The sequence below is a fragment of the Methanococcoides vulcani genome, from assembly GCF_900111645.1.
GTDB classification, from domain to species: domain Archaea; phylum Halobacteriota; class Methanosarcinia; order Methanosarcinales; family Methanosarcinaceae; genus Methanococcoides; species Methanococcoides vulcani.
Window position 1 is genome coordinate 35,979 of record NZ_FOHQ01000006.1, and the last position, 16,458, is coordinate 52,436.

At 44.8% G+C, this 16,458-nt stretch carries 12 protein-coding genes; 3 read left to right on the forward strand and 9 right to left on the reverse strand.

Going from position 1 to position 16,458, the window contains the following annotated elements; translation table 11 throughout:
• The first annotated feature begins 29 nt into the window (after positions 1 to 29).
• Entirely contained in the window at positions 30 to 1,784 is a 1,755-nt protein-coding gene (gene ade, locus BMX02_RS08985) for an adenine deaminase (protein ID WP_091690360.1), read from the forward strand.
• Between the two features lie 171 nt (positions 1,785 to 1,955).
• On the opposite strand, the gene BMX02_RS08990 is transcribed toward ade, so the two are convergent.
• The 3 genes from BMX02_RS08990 to mpgP are packed head-to-tail and all read right to left on the reverse strand — an operon-like array spanning position 1,956 to position 4,564.
• Positions 1,956 to 3,179, reverse strand: coding sequence for a glycoside hydrolase family 15 protein (locus BMX02_RS08990; protein WP_091690361.1), 1,224 nt, complete (start codon positions 3,177 to 3,179; stop codon positions 1,956 to 1,958).
• Between the two features lie 5 nt (positions 3,180 to 3,184).
• Positions 3,185 to 3,715: a hypothetical protein gene (locus BMX02_RS08995; RefSeq protein ID WP_091690362.1), complete on the reverse strand. Its 531-nt coding sequence runs from the start codon at positions 3,713 to 3,715 to the stop codon at positions 3,185 to 3,187.
• Positions 3,716 to 3,742: 27 nt separating this feature from the next.
• Positions 3,743 to 4,564, reverse strand: a complete 822-nt coding sequence (mpgP, locus tag BMX02_RS09000) for a mannosyl-3-phosphoglycerate phosphatase (RefSeq protein ID WP_091690363.1) — start codon at positions 4,562 to 4,564, stop codon at positions 3,743 to 3,745.
• Positions 4,565 to 4,809: 245 nt separating this feature from the next.
• Here mpgP and gpgS point away from each other — a divergent pair, with 245 nt between their 5' ends.
• The gene (gpgS, locus tag BMX02_RS09005) at positions 4,810 to 6,021 is read left to right on the forward strand and encodes a glucosyl-3-phosphoglycerate synthase (protein WP_091690364.1); all 1,212 of its coding nucleotides are present in this window, start codon (positions 4,810 to 4,812) and stop codon (positions 6,019 to 6,021) included.
• A 34-nt stretch (positions 6,022 to 6,055) separates the two neighbouring features.
• Here the strand turns inward: gpgS and BMX02_RS09010 are convergent, their stop codons facing one another.
• Positions 6,056 to 6,373 carry a DUF6951 family protein gene (locus BMX02_RS09010; protein ID WP_091690468.1) on the reverse strand — a complete coding sequence of 106 codons (318 nt, stop codon included), beginning with the start codon at positions 6,371 to 6,373 and terminating at the stop codon, positions 6,056 to 6,058.
• A 122-nt stretch (positions 6,374 to 6,495) separates the two neighbouring features.
• Between BMX02_RS09010 and BMX02_RS09015 the strand changes: the two genes are divergently transcribed.
• Positions 6,496 to 7,662, forward strand: a complete 1,167-nt coding sequence (locus BMX02_RS09015; RefSeq protein ID WP_091690365.1) for a pyridoxal phosphate-dependent aminotransferase — start codon at positions 6,496 to 6,498, stop codon at positions 7,660 to 7,662.
• Between the two features lie 95 nt (positions 7,663 to 7,757).
• Here the strand turns inward: BMX02_RS09015 and BMX02_RS09020 are convergent, their stop codons facing one another.
• The 5 genes from BMX02_RS09020 to gatE form a co-directional block, all read right to left on the reverse strand.
• Positions 7,758 to 8,942, reverse strand: a complete 1,185-nt coding sequence (locus BMX02_RS09020) for an argininosuccinate synthase (protein ID WP_091690366.1) — start codon at positions 8,940 to 8,942, stop codon at positions 7,758 to 7,760.
• Positions 8,943 to 8,968: 26 nt separating this feature from the next.
• Complete coding sequence (gene carB, locus BMX02_RS09025; RefSeq protein ID WP_091690367.1) at positions 8,969 to 12,199, reverse strand: carbamoyl-phosphate synthase large subunit; 3,231 nt, start codon at positions 12,197 to 12,199, stop codon at positions 8,969 to 8,971.
• On the reverse strand, positions 12,199 to 13,296 hold the full coding sequence (carA, locus tag BMX02_RS09030; RefSeq protein WP_091690368.1) for a glutamine-hydrolyzing carbamoyl-phosphate synthase small subunit: 1,098 nt from the start codon (positions 13,294 to 13,296) through the stop codon (positions 12,199 to 12,201). The genes carB and carA overlap by 1 nt, the downstream gene beginning before the upstream one ends.
• A gap of 151 nt (positions 13,297 to 13,447) precedes the next feature.
• On the reverse strand, positions 13,448 to 14,512 hold the full coding sequence (locus tag BMX02_RS09035; RefSeq protein ID WP_091690369.1) for a DUF5050 domain-containing protein: 1,065 nt from the start codon (positions 14,510 to 14,512) through the stop codon (positions 13,448 to 13,450).
• 15 nt (positions 14,513 to 14,527) lie between these two features.
• A complete protein-coding gene (gatE, locus tag BMX02_RS09040; RefSeq protein WP_091690370.1) occupies positions 14,528 to 16,429 on the reverse strand; it encodes a Glu-tRNA(Gln) amidotransferase subunit GatE in 1,902 nt (633 codons plus the stop codon).
• Between the last annotated feature and the right edge of the window lie 29 nt (positions 16,430 to 16,458).

The window sequence follows — 16,458 nt, forward strand, 5'->3', positions numbered from 1 at the left end:
TTATACTTTGTAAATACAAGAAATCTGTCATGGACATAAGGGACAGGATATTTGCAGCTACAGGTAAAGTTAAAGCAGACACAATCTTTACCGGCGGTCATATTGTCAATGTCAATACAAAAGAGGTATTGGACAGGGATATTGCAGTAAAGGACGGCTATATTGTAGGTATCGGCGATGTTTCCTGCCTTAAAGGTGATGATACTCAGCTCATCGATGTAAGTGGTCGTTACATCTGTCCCGGACTGATCGATGGTCATGTTCATTTTGAATCCAGCATGGTTACCTTGAGCCAGTTCTCTGTCTCGGCTCTGGAACATGGAACAACATCTGTGCTGATCGATCCTCATGAGATAGCCAATGTCCTTGGTAGGAAAGGCATTGAACTTGTGCTTGAAGAAGCGAAGTCACTACCTTTGAATGTTTTTGTAGCGATCTCATCATGTGTTCCTGCAACCACTTTTGAAACGTCTGGTGCATCCATCAGTTCGGATGATATTGATTCCCTGATCGATAACGAGAATGTCGTAGGTCTTGGTGAGCTGATGGACTATCCCGGTGTGTTGTCAGGAGATGAGAACAAGTTATCCATGATTAGGGCTGCACTAAAAGACAAGCTCGTGGTCGATGGCCACTGTCCTGCACTTGCCGGTGAGCAATTGTGGGGCTATATGGCAGCCGGTATATCAACAGACCACGAATCCATTGAATATGAAGAGGCGCTTGAAAAACTTCGTCTTGGAATGAAGCTTATGATCAGGGAAGGTTCGGCTGCGAAATCTCTCGATCGTTTTCTTCCACGACTTATAAGGGACGGTGTGTCCCTTGAGAACGTTTTCTTTGTCACTGATGACAAACATCCGTCTGATCTGATGGAAGGCTACATGGATGTGATAGTCAGAAGGGCTATCGTAATGGGACTTTCTCCTATTGATGCGATCTGCATGGCAAGCATCAATACTGCAAAGCATTACCATCTTGATGATATTGTTGGTTCCATTTCAATTGGCAGGAAAGCAGATCTTATTGTGCTTGATGACCTTGATGCCTTCAGCATAGATTCGGTCTATGCAGCAGGGAAGCCTGTCGATGGCTTCACTCCATCTTATGAATATCCTGATCTCGTTTTTAATACGGTCAGGTTCTCAGAGGTCGATGCATCTGACATGCAACTAAAAGCAACTCCTGATAAGGATTACAGAGTCTCAGTGATAAAGATCCTGCCGGATCAGATCCTTACGGAAAAAGAGAATGCAATACTTCATTCAGACCTTGATGGTGTGTTGCTTCCGGATGGTGATAATGATGTCCTGAGTGTTGCTGTGATCGAAAGACATGGAAAGACAGGTAACATAGGGCTTGGTTTTATCAAAGGAATAGGCATCAGAAATGGTGCTATCGGTCAGAGCATAGGGCACGACAGCCACAACGTTGTGGTAACAGGGGACAACCATTCAGACATGGCATTGTGTGCCAACACCATTCGGGAGATGAATGGTGGTATTTGTGTTGTCAATGATGGTAAGGTAGTTGACAGGCTTGAACTTCCGTTTGCCGGTCTGTTAAGCACTCTTCCTGTCGAAGAGGTTGAAAAAAGATTGAACGATCTTCATATGGCAGTAAAGAGTATCGGCTGTACCCTTCCTGCACCATTCATAACCCATTCATTCATAGCTCTCCCGGTGATCCCCTCGTTGAGACTTACTGATATGGGGCTTTTCGATGTGGATAATTTCAGTCTTGTATCTCCTATATGGGAAGAGATGGGATCTTCAGAAAAATAACAGTTGACAATTGGATAATTTGAAAAAAGAGGGCTGATATTAAAATATGATAAAATAAAATAAAATAAAATAATAAATTAGAAAGTAGTGCAGGACATTTTTCCGAGAGATGTCGGTAAGATGCCAGCACAACTTTTACTCTTACAAAGAACTATCTGCAAATAAATTCTCTTATCCAAACTTCTCAATATAGCTCTTGTAAGTCCTGATATACTCTGCATGAGGCCATATAAGGGGTATCGTTACGTATGCCATTCCATCCTTCCATTTTGGATGGTTGCGTATATTCTCGATCATGGTAAGTTTACTATCCCTGAGGATCTTTGCGTTGGTATAGTCTTCATACCATATCTCGAACCTTTCAATTGTCGAGATGTGTTCCGGCAGGAGATAGTTGTGTGACATATCCAGTACCCAGCCCATGTACATCTCTGCCATATCCTCGTCATCAATGGCAATATAGTGGTTTGCAAGCTGGCAGGTAAAGTGGCACCATGGTCCGTATCCTCCGTTATTCCTGTCCCATATTTCCGGATAGCGGTTCAAACCTCCTATTTCCTTGTCCCAGAGGTTATCGTGTATCCTCCTGACCGTATAACGGTTCTTGATATCATGCTGGTCGATGAGCTCAAAGTATGCAGGTGCGTATTCCACAACATCCACATCGATGACGCTTGATGCAAAAGCATCATATCCGATAGGGTTGCTGCTTTTCTCTTTCACACGGATACATTTGATAAATGAACGCCTACGTGGGCTATACATCCGCGTAAGGATGGCTTCCCTGACCTTTTCAGCCTCAGCTTTCCAGTTGGCGACATCTTCACCAAGAGCCTCTCCCATTTTTACTGCCGCAAGGATCCCTGCACAACAGGCAGAGTTGGCATAGATCTCAAAGCCATGCTCGTAGGCCGGATATTCATGGATGCTGTTCACGGTATGGATCAGGTCTACCTCTTCGTTCTTGTTCATTAATATGAACTCAACGGCTTTCTTAACTGTTTCCCAGTGCTTTTCCACAAAAGTCCTGTCTGCCATTGATTCAAAGAAGAGTCCACCTGTTGCTTCAAAATATTTTCCCATTGCAAAAAGGACCAGACCGTTTCCATCGATCTGGAGGTCCTTGTAGCTGGCATCATTTCCGTCAACATCATATCTCTGGGAAAATTCTCCCAGAGGTTTCTGGGAGTTCAGGACGAATTCAAGACCTCTTCGGGCCTCATCCATCATCTCGGCTTCAATGCAGCCAAGTATTGCCACAGAGTGGTCCCTCGGGTAGATAAAAGGATAACGTGTTCCTGGCGGACTTGCATAAAATCCTCCTTTTTCATGCTGGTTGTTCTTCAGGATCTTCACGCTGTTCTCGTAGAGTTTTTCAGCTTCGATCAGGTTCAAGAATTTCACTCCTTTTTAAGGTAATTGATCTTGCAAACGTAATATGCTTTCTCTAGATACTTATCAACGTCTTCTTTTGTCATATTTGCCTTTTCAAGGGCTTTCTCGTTGTAGACGAAATTGTTGGTTCGGGGACATCTTGATCCCACGTTAAGAAGTTCAACACCTGCCATCATCCCTCGTCTCTTAAGGTAGCTGTGATGAAGTATGCCTGTGACTGTTGTAAGTGCCGGATAGTCCCATCCGTCTTCCGCTTCCATCATTTGCTTGTTAGAAAGGTTTATGAGCTCTACGAATTGTGAAGGTCTCTCCCCGTAGATCTTTATAAAATCAAGAAGTGTGTTTGAGAACGGACACACCGGCAAATAGTTGATCTCATCTTCGCGAGCACCTTCAAATCCCGGTCCTTCGATCTCAGCCATTTCTTCTCCGATCTCACGTAACCATTCCAGTGCGTTCTGAATCCCGTTTTTGTCTACCATCTTGATAATACCTATCAAAAAGGCTCTTGATATCATATTCTCAATTCGTGTCATTCCCTGTACCCCTTTAGACTCTTATTATTAAATTTCTGATCCCTTCTCGATTATCTCGCTGATCGCATTGTTCCACCCTATAGGTCCGATACCCTTTACATGCTTTATCTTCGGATCAGTTATGGAAGGATCGTGTAAACTACCCGGCTTTTGTACAAGAACAGGTATATCCACAGATCCCAGCATTGGCAGGTCATTCATGCTATCGCCCAGACCTATTGTAGTAACATCAGTGAACTGCTGTTTGTAGATATCACTTAGTATCCTGACAGCTTTGCCTTTATCATTATTTCCGATTATATGCCAGTATCTGCCACCTCTTGTGTGGTTGTATCCTGCAGATCCTATGAGTTCCATTATCCGGGAGGCTTTATCTTCAGTCTCATCGATTATCCGGAAAACCTCATCATATTCGCGTATCTTTGCAAGTCCCGCAGAGTGAAGATCAAGTCCTGTATCCTCACTTACTTCTTCAGTGGTCATATTTCCGAAATTGATTATCTCAATACCGGAGCTCTTACTGATCTCAATTAGTGTATCTTTTAATTTGGAATAGCTGGTCCCAAGTTCTATGACATTATAGTTCCCAAGCTTGTGGTCGAACTTCAGATCAATATCAAAATATTCTTCCGGTATGAATATGCCTCCACCATTCTCCGATATGAATGGATGGCGGCAGTCCAGTTCTTTAACATAGACCTCGATCTCTGCACGTGTTTTGCTGGTACAGAATATTAACGGTATATCTTTTTGTTTGAGCAGGCTAAGCGCAGGCCTTGCTGCCTCGTATGAATAGGTATCATGGTCTATTAAAGTGCCATCAAGGTCTGTAAATATGATATATCTCAAGATCGTTCCCCCTGCCCGCAGTTAAAAAAATATACGGCCATATGTTAATATTTCGACCGACCGTTGCCAGTTTTATATTTCCCGTTCGTATAAAAGCTTATATTGAATGTCCTATATATAGATATTCAACCTATCATACAAACGGGAATATTGGGATGCATCTACAGTTGGGGGAATGCATTTCGAGCAGTCCTTTTCCCGGGTTATGAATGCTTTGTAGGCTATCAGATCTACTGGGGAGTTAGATGGATTTCTATCAAGAATATATTACGACAATTCATGATTTTAGTATTGATAAAGAAAGGCTTATCAAGAGAATAAATGAACTTAAGAGTCGCAGACCTGCATCACTCGTTATTCCTATTTTGTATGAGGAGGTTAACAATCCACCTCTTAAGAATATAATTTCCAACCTCAATGAGGGTACGTGCGTTAATCAGGTTGTTATTGCTCTTGCAGCTGAAAATGCGGAACAGTATATTCACGTGGTGGAATTTTTCAAGGAATTGAATGTACCTCACATCGTGGTCTGGTGTGACGGTCCAAGGATCCAGCATACCTTATTCACAATGAAAAAGATGGGAATTGACCTTACATCCTATAAAGGTAAAGGAAAAGATGTCTGGATAGCTACGGGAATAGCCACTCTTGATTCCTATGCTATTGCTTATCATGATGCTGATATTGTCACTTATTCAAAGGATTTCCCTGCAAAACTGCTATATCCTGTTGTGGAACCTGAACTTAACTTCTTTTTCAATAAAGGATATTATGCCAGGATCAACATGGAAAAGAAGACCATGCATGGTCGTGTTTTCAGGCTTTTCATCCGTCCTCTGCTCGATACTTTGCAAATGGATTCCAAGGCGGACATACTTCGGTATCTTCTTGCTTTCAGGTATACTCTTGCAGGTGAATTTGCAATGACCAGTGATCTTGCGATGAATATACGCATCCCTGCAGATTGGGGACTTGAAGTAGGTCTTCTCGCAGAGGTCTATAGAAACACAACAACTAAAAAAGTGTGTCAGACAGATCTTGGTTACTATGATCACAAGCATCAGGACATAGGTTCCAATAGATCCGAAGGTCTATGCAAAATGGTCGGTGATATTTTCACGACCTTTATGAGGATCACAACGGAATCCACGGATAATATAATTTCACCTTCTTACCTGCATGGTATCCATGTAAAATACAAGCGCCTTGGACAGGACCTTATACGCAGGTATCATGCTGATGCCCTTTGCAATGGTCTATGTTATAACAGACACGAGGAAGAACTATATGTTGATATGTTTGCAAATGTGATCAGGAGGGCAGGTGAGGATTACCTTGAGCATCCTTCAGATGTGCTCATGCCTGACTGGGCCCGTGCACTTTCAGCTATGCCGGACCTTCGTGAACAGTTATATGAAGCCTGTCTTGCTGATGAAAAGGAATATTGCAAAGAATAATGAGATATTCTTTGGCTTGTGGCGGGGAGGATCTTCAAGGTTCAAAATTTATGCTGATACTTCCGGAGTTCTCTGCCAGGTTCTTTGACATGAAGCCTGCCTCCAGGCTGCACATGTGAAGTACTGCACATGGGATCAGGCAGGTAGAACTGCATTTTGCATCTTTTGCTTTCCTGATGACATAGTTATCATCGATCCCGAATATCTCCATCATCGGGACCTCCATGTGGGAAAATCCCTTTATCTTTTCACATGGGCTTTCGATATCGATTATTATCTTATCATCGTTCAGCTTCCCGTTTATTGTATGGGTAAATCCACATATTACTGAATCGACGGTGATCTTTGTCATCTTGTTATCTTCCCTTATTTTTTGTTCAAAAACATTTTCTTCTCTCATATGTATTATAAGCTATCCTTAAATAAACCTCAAGAGCATACATATTAAGAACTTAGGATCAGGAGCTACCAAGAATGTCACATCCACCTGCCTCTTTATTGCTATCTGAAAGATCCATGAACATACCTCCTTTCTATGTCATGGAAGTGCTGGAAAGTGCCCAGAAACTGGAACGATCCGGCAGGGACATTGTTCATCTTGAGATCGGAGAACCTGATTTTCCAACAGCACCACACATCTGTGATGCAGCAAACCAATCACTTGCAGCCTGTAACACCCGCTACACTCATAGTCAGGGCCTGTATGAGCTGAGAAGTGCCATAGTGGATGATTATAACAACCGGTTCGGGCTTGAACTTGTTCCCGAGCAGGTCCTTGTGACATCCGGGACAAGTCCTGCGTTGATGTTGACCTTCATGGCATTGCTTGATCAGGGGGATACGGTTCTCCTGCCAAATCCACATTATGCCTGCTACCCGAATTTCGTCAGTGCTCTTGGTTGCACATCGAATTTTGCATACACATCCGAAGAGAATGGTTTTGGTCTGACGCCAGAGCTTGTGTCTGAGAATCTTGATGCTGATAGCAGTTCAATTCTGATCAATAGTCCCTCCAATCCAACGGGTTATGTAATGCCATCAAAGGACATGCAGGGAATTGCAGAAATAGCAGGGGACATTCCAATCATCTCGGACGAGATCTATCAGGGGCTTGTTTATGGCGGAAAGGATCACAGCATACTTGAGTATACTGACAATGCCTTTGTTCTCAATGGATTTTCCAAGAAATACTGTATGACAGGATGGCGGCTTGGATATCTCATTGCACCTCTTGATTGCATGAGGGTCCTGCAAAAGCTCCAGCAGAACTTCTTCATATGTGCCAACAGCTTTGTCCAGGAGGCAGGTATCGCTGCACTTCGTGGCCCGCAGGAGCATGTTGATGAAATGGTGGCCACATATGACAAACGCAGGAAATACATGCTTAAGAGGCTGCAAGATATCGGGTTTAACGTGGGATACGAACCAATGGGAGCTTTCTATGTACTTGCTGATGCCCATGAGTTTGGAAATGACTCTCTTGAACTGAGCCGCACAATACTGGATGAAGCAGGGGTGGCTGTCACTCCGGGAATTGATTTTGGCGATGGTGCGGAAGGATATATCAGGTTCTCATATGCCAACAGCCTGGAGAACATTGAAGAAGGAATGAAAAGGCTTGATGCTTTCCTGAATGGATAATTTCAGGTTTAAATGCAGAATGAATGAATGAATGAATGAATGAATGAATGAATGAAAATGTTAGTATGCGATAAACGCATACTTACAAACTATTTTTAGTTCTTGTCAACGAATTTCCTGAACAGGCGTGCCTGGAATCCGTGATATTTTGCAAATCCTTCGGCATCCTTCTGGTCGATGCTTGTTCCATCAAAGGACACAAGTTCCTCTGAATAAAGTGCAGCCGGTGAGGTTCTTGCAAGGATGGTGAGGCTTCCTTTGTAAAGCTTCATTGTAACATTACCGCTGACACGTCCCTGTGTCTTGTCAATGAACGCATTCAGGTCATCGTAGAGTGGTTCGTCCACAAGACCGTAGTATGCAAGCTCAGACCACTGTTCATCGACCATTGCCTTGAACTTGAGTTCAGAGCGTGTGAGCACTAATTTCTCAAGGTCCCTGTGTGCTGCAAGGAGTACGGTTGCTGCAGGGTGCTCATAGTTCTCACGTGCTTTAAGTCCGAGGACACGGTCTTCGATCATGTCAGTACGTCCGACACCGTGTGTGCCTGCAATGACGTTCAGCTTCTCAATGAGCTCCACACCGTCCATCTTCTCATTATCAAGTGATACCGGCACACCGTTCTCGAAACCGATCACGATGGTCTGTGCCTCTGGTGCGTCTTCAGGTGAAGCTGTCCACTTGTAGATCTCCTCAGGTGGGATGTATCCCGGGTCTTCGAGCTTTCCGCCTTCAATGCTTCTGCTCCAGATGTTCTCGTCAACGCTCCATGGTTTTGCAGTGGTCACACCTACTGGTATGCCATGTTCTTTTGCGTATTCGATCTCCCATTCACGGGTCAGGTTCATCTCCCTCATAGGTGCGATGACATCCATATCAGTGAGCCTGAACACAGCCTCGAAACGAAGCTGGTCGTTGCCTTTTCCGGTACAGCCGTGTGCCAGTGCAACAGCACCTTCCTGTTCTGCTATCTCGACGACCTTTTTGGCGATGAGTGGGCGTGCGATGGATGTTCCCATAACATAGCCCTCGTAGTCACCATTGGCTCTTATCAAAGGGAAGATGTAATCGTTCACGAACTCCTCGCGAACATCAAGTGTGAAATGCAGGTCACTGATCTTCTGTGCCTTCTCTTCTGCCTGTGCGACATCTTCCTTTGGCTGTCCCACATCGACTGCTACTGTTATGACCTCGTCATATCCGTATTCCTCTTTGAGGAGCGGGATGCAGATGGATGTGTCCAGCCCTCCGGAATAAGCAAGTACTACTTTCTTTGACATGATATTTAGCTTCCTTTAAATGATAATTAGTTCCTGATGATATCTTTGTGATATTCATTGATGGACTTGATGGTAATGTCTCCCTTCTTCATTGAGACAATAGCATCAGCCGCAGCTTTTGCAGCCTGGATCGTAGTAATATACGGTACCTTGAAGTCGACTGCTGCACGGCGGATGTTGTATCCGTCATTTCGTGACTGCCTTCCTGTTGGTGTGTTCACAATGAGTGCCACCTCATCCCTGCGCATCATATCGATGACGTTAGGACTGCCCTCATGCACTTTCATCACTGCTTCCATATTGATGCCTTTCTCAGCAAGGAAGTTCACAGTACCTTTAGTACCGATCAGCTTAAGCCCTGCATCCTGCATCTTACGGGCAGTTTCAACAAAGGCGTCCTTGTCGTTCTGCCTGATGGACATGAAAACGTAACCGCTAAGTGGCAGGATATTGTCTGCACTGAGCTGTGCCTTAAAGAAAGCACGTCCGAAATCATAGTCAACTCCCATGACCTCTCCGGTACTCTTCATCTCAGGGCTGAGCACAGGATCTGCGCCTGGCAATTTGTCGAATGGAAGTAATACTTCCTTGACGGAGTAATGTTTCACAGGTATCTCATCATGGTTTGCATAGCCAAGGTCTTCAAGTGTATGTCCGATAATGACCTGTGCAGCTATCTTGGCAAGTGGAAGTCCGACAGCCTTTGATACGAATGGTATCGTTCGGCTGGAACGTGGGTTTGCTTCAAGCACATAGACCTTTCCGTTCTGCTCTGCCATCTGGATATTGATAAGTCCCTTTACATTGAGCGCAAGTGCGATCTTACGGGTATAATCACGTACTGTAGCGAGTGTTTCTTCGGAGAGTGAATATGGTGGGATCACACATGCGGAGTCACCGGAGTGTACACCTGCTTCTTCAATGTGTTCCATGATAGCACCGATAAGTACCTCCTTTCCATCACCGACAGCATCTACATCGATCTCGACCGCGCCTTCAAGGAAGTCATCGATAAGTATTGGATGCTCAGGAGAAACACGAACTGCTTCTCTCATATAACGTTCAAGGTCTGACTGCTCATAGACTATCTCCATTGCACGTCCACCGAGAACATATGATGGTCTGACCAGTACAGGGTATTCGATGCGTGATGCGATCTCAATTGCATCTTCCTGGGATGTTGCATAACCTGCTTCAGGCTGTGCGACATCAAGCTTGTTCATCATCAGGTTGAACTTCTCCCTGTCCTCTGCCATGTCGATATCTTCCGGAGAGGTTCCGAGGATTATCGTATCGATATCGTCACGACGATCAAGCTCTTTCTGGAGTGGCATTGCAAGGTTGACAGATGTCTGACCACCGAACTGGACAAGCACTCCGTATGGTTTCTCGCGTTCGATCACGTTCATGACATCTTCAAGTGTCAGAGGTTCAAAGAACAGCTTGTCGGATGTATCGTAATCAGTTGATACTGTCTCCGGATTGTTGTTAATGATATGTGCCTCAATACCTTCCTCACGGATGGCTGTGACAGCGTGGACGGTGCAGTAGTCGAACTCGATACCCTGACCGATGCGTATCGGACCTGCGCCGAGGATCAGGACCTTCTTCCTGTCGGTTGGCTGGTCTTCGCACATAGTCTCATAACATGAATAATAATAAGGGGTCTCTGCAGCGAATTCCGCAGCACATGTATCTACCATCTTGTAGGTGGTGGTGATCTCATTATTGCGACGCAGGTCAGTGATCTCCTCTCGAGCCTTACCTGTCAGCTCTGCGATTCGATCGTCGGTGAATCCCATTCTCTTGGCAGACCTGAGCATATCATTATCCAGCTCGCCTGCGAAAAGCTTGTTCTCAAGATCCGATTCCATTTCGATGATATTGTTGATCTTCGTTATGAAGAATACATCAATACCTGTAAGCTCGGAGACTTCCTCAATGCTCATTCCGGTCTTCAATGCATGGAATACTACAAAGAGTCGTTCGCTTGTAGGTGTTTTCAGCAGGGTGATCACCTCTGCCTGATCCCACTTCTTGCTTCCTAACTTCATGTCGATGTCAAGAGAGCGGACGGCTTTTTGAAGTGATTCTTCAATGGTACGTCCGATGGACATTACTTCACCGGTACTTTTCATAGCAGTAGTAAGTGTCTTGTCCGCTGTTACGAACTTGTCGAATGGCCATCTTGGTATTTTTGTAACAATGTAGTCGATGGTAGGTTCAAAGGATGCCGGCGTCTTCTTGGTGACATCATTGAGTATCTCGTCAAGTGTCATGCCAATCGCGATCTTAGCTGTGACCCTGGCAATAGGGTAACCTGTTGCTTTTGATGCAAGAGCTGATGATCTTGAGATACGTGGATTCACTTCAACGATCCTATATTCGCCATCTTTGGCAGCGAACTGGATGTTACATCCACCTTCAATACCAAAAGCACGTATGATCTTGATAGCTGCTGTTCGCAGCATCTGGTGTTCTATATCGTTCAGTGTCTGGGAAGGTGTCACTACAATGGATTCACCTGTGTGAACGCCCATTGGGTCAAGGTTCTCCATGTTACAGATAACGATACAGGTATCGTTGGAGTCACGCATTACTTCATATTCGAATTCCTTCCATCCAAGAACGCTCTCTTCGATGAGGACCTGATTGATCCTGCTGCGTCGCAGGCCTCTTTCTGTTATCTCGAGAAGCTGTTCCTTTGTGTATGCGATACCGCCACCGGCACCTCCAAGGGTGTATGCGGGGCGGATGATAAGGGGTAATCCAAGTTCATCGATAATTTTCTCAGCTTCTTGAAGTGTGGAAACTGCCACGCTTTTAGGTACTTTCTCACCGATAGTTTCCATCTTTTTCTTAAAGAGTTCACGGTCCTCAGTGTTCTTGATGGCTTCAAGAGATGTTCCAAGTAATTCGACATTGAACTTTTCGAAAACTCCCATCTCAGCGAGTTCGCTTGTAAGGTTGAGTCCGGTCTGGCCGCCGATACCTGCAATGATACCGTCAGGTCTTTCTTTTTCGATTATCTTAGCGATTATCTTTGCTTCAAGCGGTTCGATGTAAACGGCATCTGCCATCTCCGGATCGGTCATGATAGTTGCCGGATTGGAGTTTACAAGGACCACTTTGTATCCTTCTTCTCTTAATGATCTGCAAGCCTGGCTTCCTGAGAAATCGAATTCTGCTGCCTGTCCGATCATGATCGGTCCGGAACCTATCAGCAGGATCTTCTTAATATCTGTCCGTTTTGTCATTATACCCTGCCTCCCATAGCTTTCATGACCTTTCCAAAGAATATCTTTTCCGTGTCCCTTGGTCCGGCATGTGCTTCCGGATGATACTGGACACTGAAGATGTCAAGATCGTTGTGTTCGATTCCCTCGACTGTATTATCATTAGTGTTGATCTGTGTTACAGTCACATCAGTATCGTCAAATGAGTCACCTTCAACAGCAAAACCGTGATTCTGTGATGTTATGTGGACAATTCCAGATTCCAGGTCCTTGACCGGCTGGTTTGCTCCGCGGTGTCCGAATTTGAGCTTATATGTATCTGCTCCAAGTGCTCTTGAGATCACCTGGTGTCCAAGGCAGATGCCTGATATTGGCATTGTTCCTGCCAGGTCCTTAACAACATCAATGGCATTTTGTGCGTTCTGTGGGTCTCCCGGGCCATTGGAAAGGAAGAGCAGATCCGGGTTGTAATCCTCGATCACAGAAGTGGGTGTGTTGGCAGGCACTACTGTAACATCAACGCCTCTTTTCAACAGGCTCATGGAGATGTTCTTCTTCATACCAAGATCAAAGAGCACAACGTGTTTTTTGTCAGCGGTCTTTACCTGACTTTCGATTGTGTAAGGCTCTTTGCAGGTGACCCTTGAGATAAGATCAAGGCTTGAAATATCGGGCTGTTCTCTTGCCAGCCTGACTGCTTCTTCACCATCGTCGCTGCCGTTTATCAGTGCAGCACGCATGGTACCATGCTCTCTGGTACCGATGGTAAGCATACGTGTGTCAATACCGGATATCCCCGGCTTACCTTCATCCTCCATCAATTTGTAAATATTACGCGTGGAAAGGTGGTGACTTGGAGAAAGGCAGGCTTCCCTTACCACAAGACCTTCGGCCTTTACGCCGTCGGACTGGAATGTTTCATCATTGACACCATAGTTCCCTATCAAAGGGTACGTGAACATTAATATCTGACCAGTATAGGACGGGTCTGTAAGAGACTCCTCATATCCTGTGTACTGGGTAGTAAAAACAAGTTCTCCGCAAACGATACCTTCGGCACCGAAACCAGTACCTTTTAAAATTGTTCCATCTTCTAATCCTATTACTGCAGACATCATCCGAACCTGCGAATACATGTCATGAATAGGCTATAAGCGTTACGATGGAATCTAGAACTTTCAGAACAGATATGATTGGTAGAACTCTTGCTTCTAATATAATAGGATAATAAAAGGTAATATACGTAAAAGGAAAATTAAAGGACTGTTCTTACAGTCCTTTCAGGAAGTTTCTGAGGAACATTACTATAATGACCATTGACACTGCAAACAGTATCATGAGTGTTCTCAGTGGTGATAATAGTACGAACTCTTCGATTTCTTTTACGAGATCGAACTCTTCTTCTTCCATTATCAGTTCCTTGTCCAGTCCCAACTCAATTGGCTTCTCGGTGTCTGAAAGTGTAACTGTCCAGATGTTGTAGTCACCACCTTCGTTCGATGCAAATGCTATTTTGTCGCCTTCAGGATTCCAGGCAGGGTATATTTGAGTCGAATTCTCAAATGTGATCTGTTCTATGCCTAGACTATTTGAGTTCATGACCCATATGTCGGAATTTCCAGACCTGTCAGATGCAAATACTATCTTTGATCCGTCAGGGTTGAACACTGGATGTGTGTTCTCAAAAGTGTCATTCCTGAGGATTACCGGAACCCTGTTACTAAGTTCGACGGTCCAGAGGTTACCTTCCAGTGAATATGCCAGCATTTCACCTTCAGGTGACCAGGAGGGTGCCCCTTCATCACTGGCTGAATCGGTAATCTGCTTGCTCTCACTACCATCAGGGTTCATTACCCAGATGTCATAGTTGCCTGAGACCTTGGACAGATATGCTATCTTTGTTCCGTCAGGACTCATGACGGGTTCCCTTTTATCAGCATTTTCCGTTATCTGTGAGGTATTGCTTTTGTCAGCAAGTTCTACCACACGTATACTGATGAACTTGGAAGAGAATGGCTGAACATGTTCTGTAGCATAATAGATGAATTTTCCATCTGAACTGAAAGAAGGCTCTCCTTCCCATGCAATGGTATCATATACCCTTGTTTGGTCAGATCCATCTGCATTCATGACCCAGATGGCCTGCTCTGAAGAATAAGTTATCAATTGCCCATCCGGACTCCACGCAGGTGATCTCTGGTTGACTTCAAAGGTCAGTTGTTCTGTCTCTTCTACTGTTACAGCACCTGCCAAAGCCGTTGATATCAATAGAATTGACGCGATCAATGCAATCTTTAAGACTAATGTACCAGTGTTATTTCTACCAAGTGTCATAATATCTAATGAATATTATGTATTAATACACTCATTAATCTTTTGTTTCAAGAGTTCACTGAGAACTTTTCCGTCAATCTTCCCACGGAACTCTCCCATTACAATTCCCATGAGAGGTCCTACGGCTGCTGGTCCCTTTTCTTTCACAAAGTCCTGTCTTTCTTCCACGATCTTTGTGATAAACTCTTCGATCTGTGATGTGTCAATGCCTGTAAGTCCAAGATCTTCCAGACTATCTCTGATATTGACCTTTGGTTTCTTTGCAACATAGCGAAGTATCTGTTCGATACCTTCTTTGGCGACGTCACCTGAAGATATGATCTCGAACATCTGTTTGAAATGCTCATCATTAATGTTAGTAACGTTCACACCATCACGTTTTAGTTCAGGTACAAGTCCTGTGAGTGTGGTTACGATAAGAGTTGCAGTGACATTTTTGTCATTGTTGAACCTGCTCATCAATTCCTCGAAAAGTGTCAGGTCCTGTGAATATGCGATCTTCTCTGCAAGTTCCTCGTTGAGTCCGTAATCTTTGCTGAACCTCTTTGCTCTTTCAGTTAGAAGCTCAGGGATCTCGATAGTGTCAAAGTAATCCTTCCTGATCTCCACCTGTGGTACATCTGTCTCGGGGTACATCCTTGATGCACCTGGAAGTGGTCTCATGTATGCGCTGTTACCATCAGGAAGTGCACGTCTGGTCTCTTCCGGAACGAACTCCAGTGCTTCCTTTGCACGGATCAGCACACTCTCCATCGCACCCCAGGCACGTTTCTCTTTGTCTGCTACCATGACGACAGCATCTCCTTCTTTTGCACCGACGAAATCACGCAATGAGGCGACCTCATCTTCGGTTATACCATAATTGGGCAGTTCATCAGTGTGGAATATGCCACCTACGCCTGAGGTCTTTGCGCGGTCGGAAAACTCGGTACCCAGACGTCTTCCGGGCTGTACTTCCATTCCCACATGTCCTGCGAATCCGGGCAAAAGAACTGCAAGTACCTTTCCTTTCTTGAGTGATTTCTTTATGACCTTTGATTCTGTTTCCCTGAACAGGTCGGTCACATCAAATATCTCCTCATGGACACTTGCATCTCTCTCCAGAAGGGACCTGCGTATCTCAAGCAAGTTGACCTGCCTCTCGGCTTCCCTTTCAACAATAGTTTCGATAAGATCAAGAGCCTGGACACCTTTGACCTCCACACGGGCTCCTTCTGCAATGGATATGTTAACATCCTGCCTGATGGTCCCAAGACCTCTTTTTACCTTACCGGTAGAACGGAGCAGCATGCCGATATTGGCAGCTGTCTCTTTTGCATGGGCCGGTGAGATTATGTCAGGTGCTGTACCGATCTCCACGAGCGGGATGCCAAGTCTGTCAAGTGAGTATATGATAGAATCGCCTGCATCCTCTATTTTCTGTGCAGCCTCTTCTTCCACACAAAGGACATCGACACCTACATCTCCTTCAGATGTGTCGAGGTGTCCGCCTCCTGCGAGGAAAGCAGTTCTCTGGAATCCGCTTGTATTTGATCCGTCCACAACTATCTTTCGCATAACGTGGAGCTGCTCCACTGGTACCATGTGCAATAGCTTTGCAATTGATAATGCAATGTCAAGCGATTCTTTGTTAAGTTCACGAGGTGGTTCCTCATCATTTTCCACAAGGCAGGTGCTGTCGTATGCTTTGTAGATATATTTCCTGTTGACCTTTGTCTGCTCAAGTGCTGCCCTGTCGGTCTCCCCCATCTCACTTGCAGTAGGGCGCAGGTAACGGAAGAATTCAAAGTTCGACTCATCCGTGTCACGTATCTTAGTAGGGCATCTACAGAAGAGTTTCTCCTTTGAGTTCAGCTGCTGATGAATCTCAAGTCCGCATTTTAGTCCAAGTTCACGGTAGTCGATCATTTTGCTCATAAAAGTATCACCAAAAATTACTCTGTCAC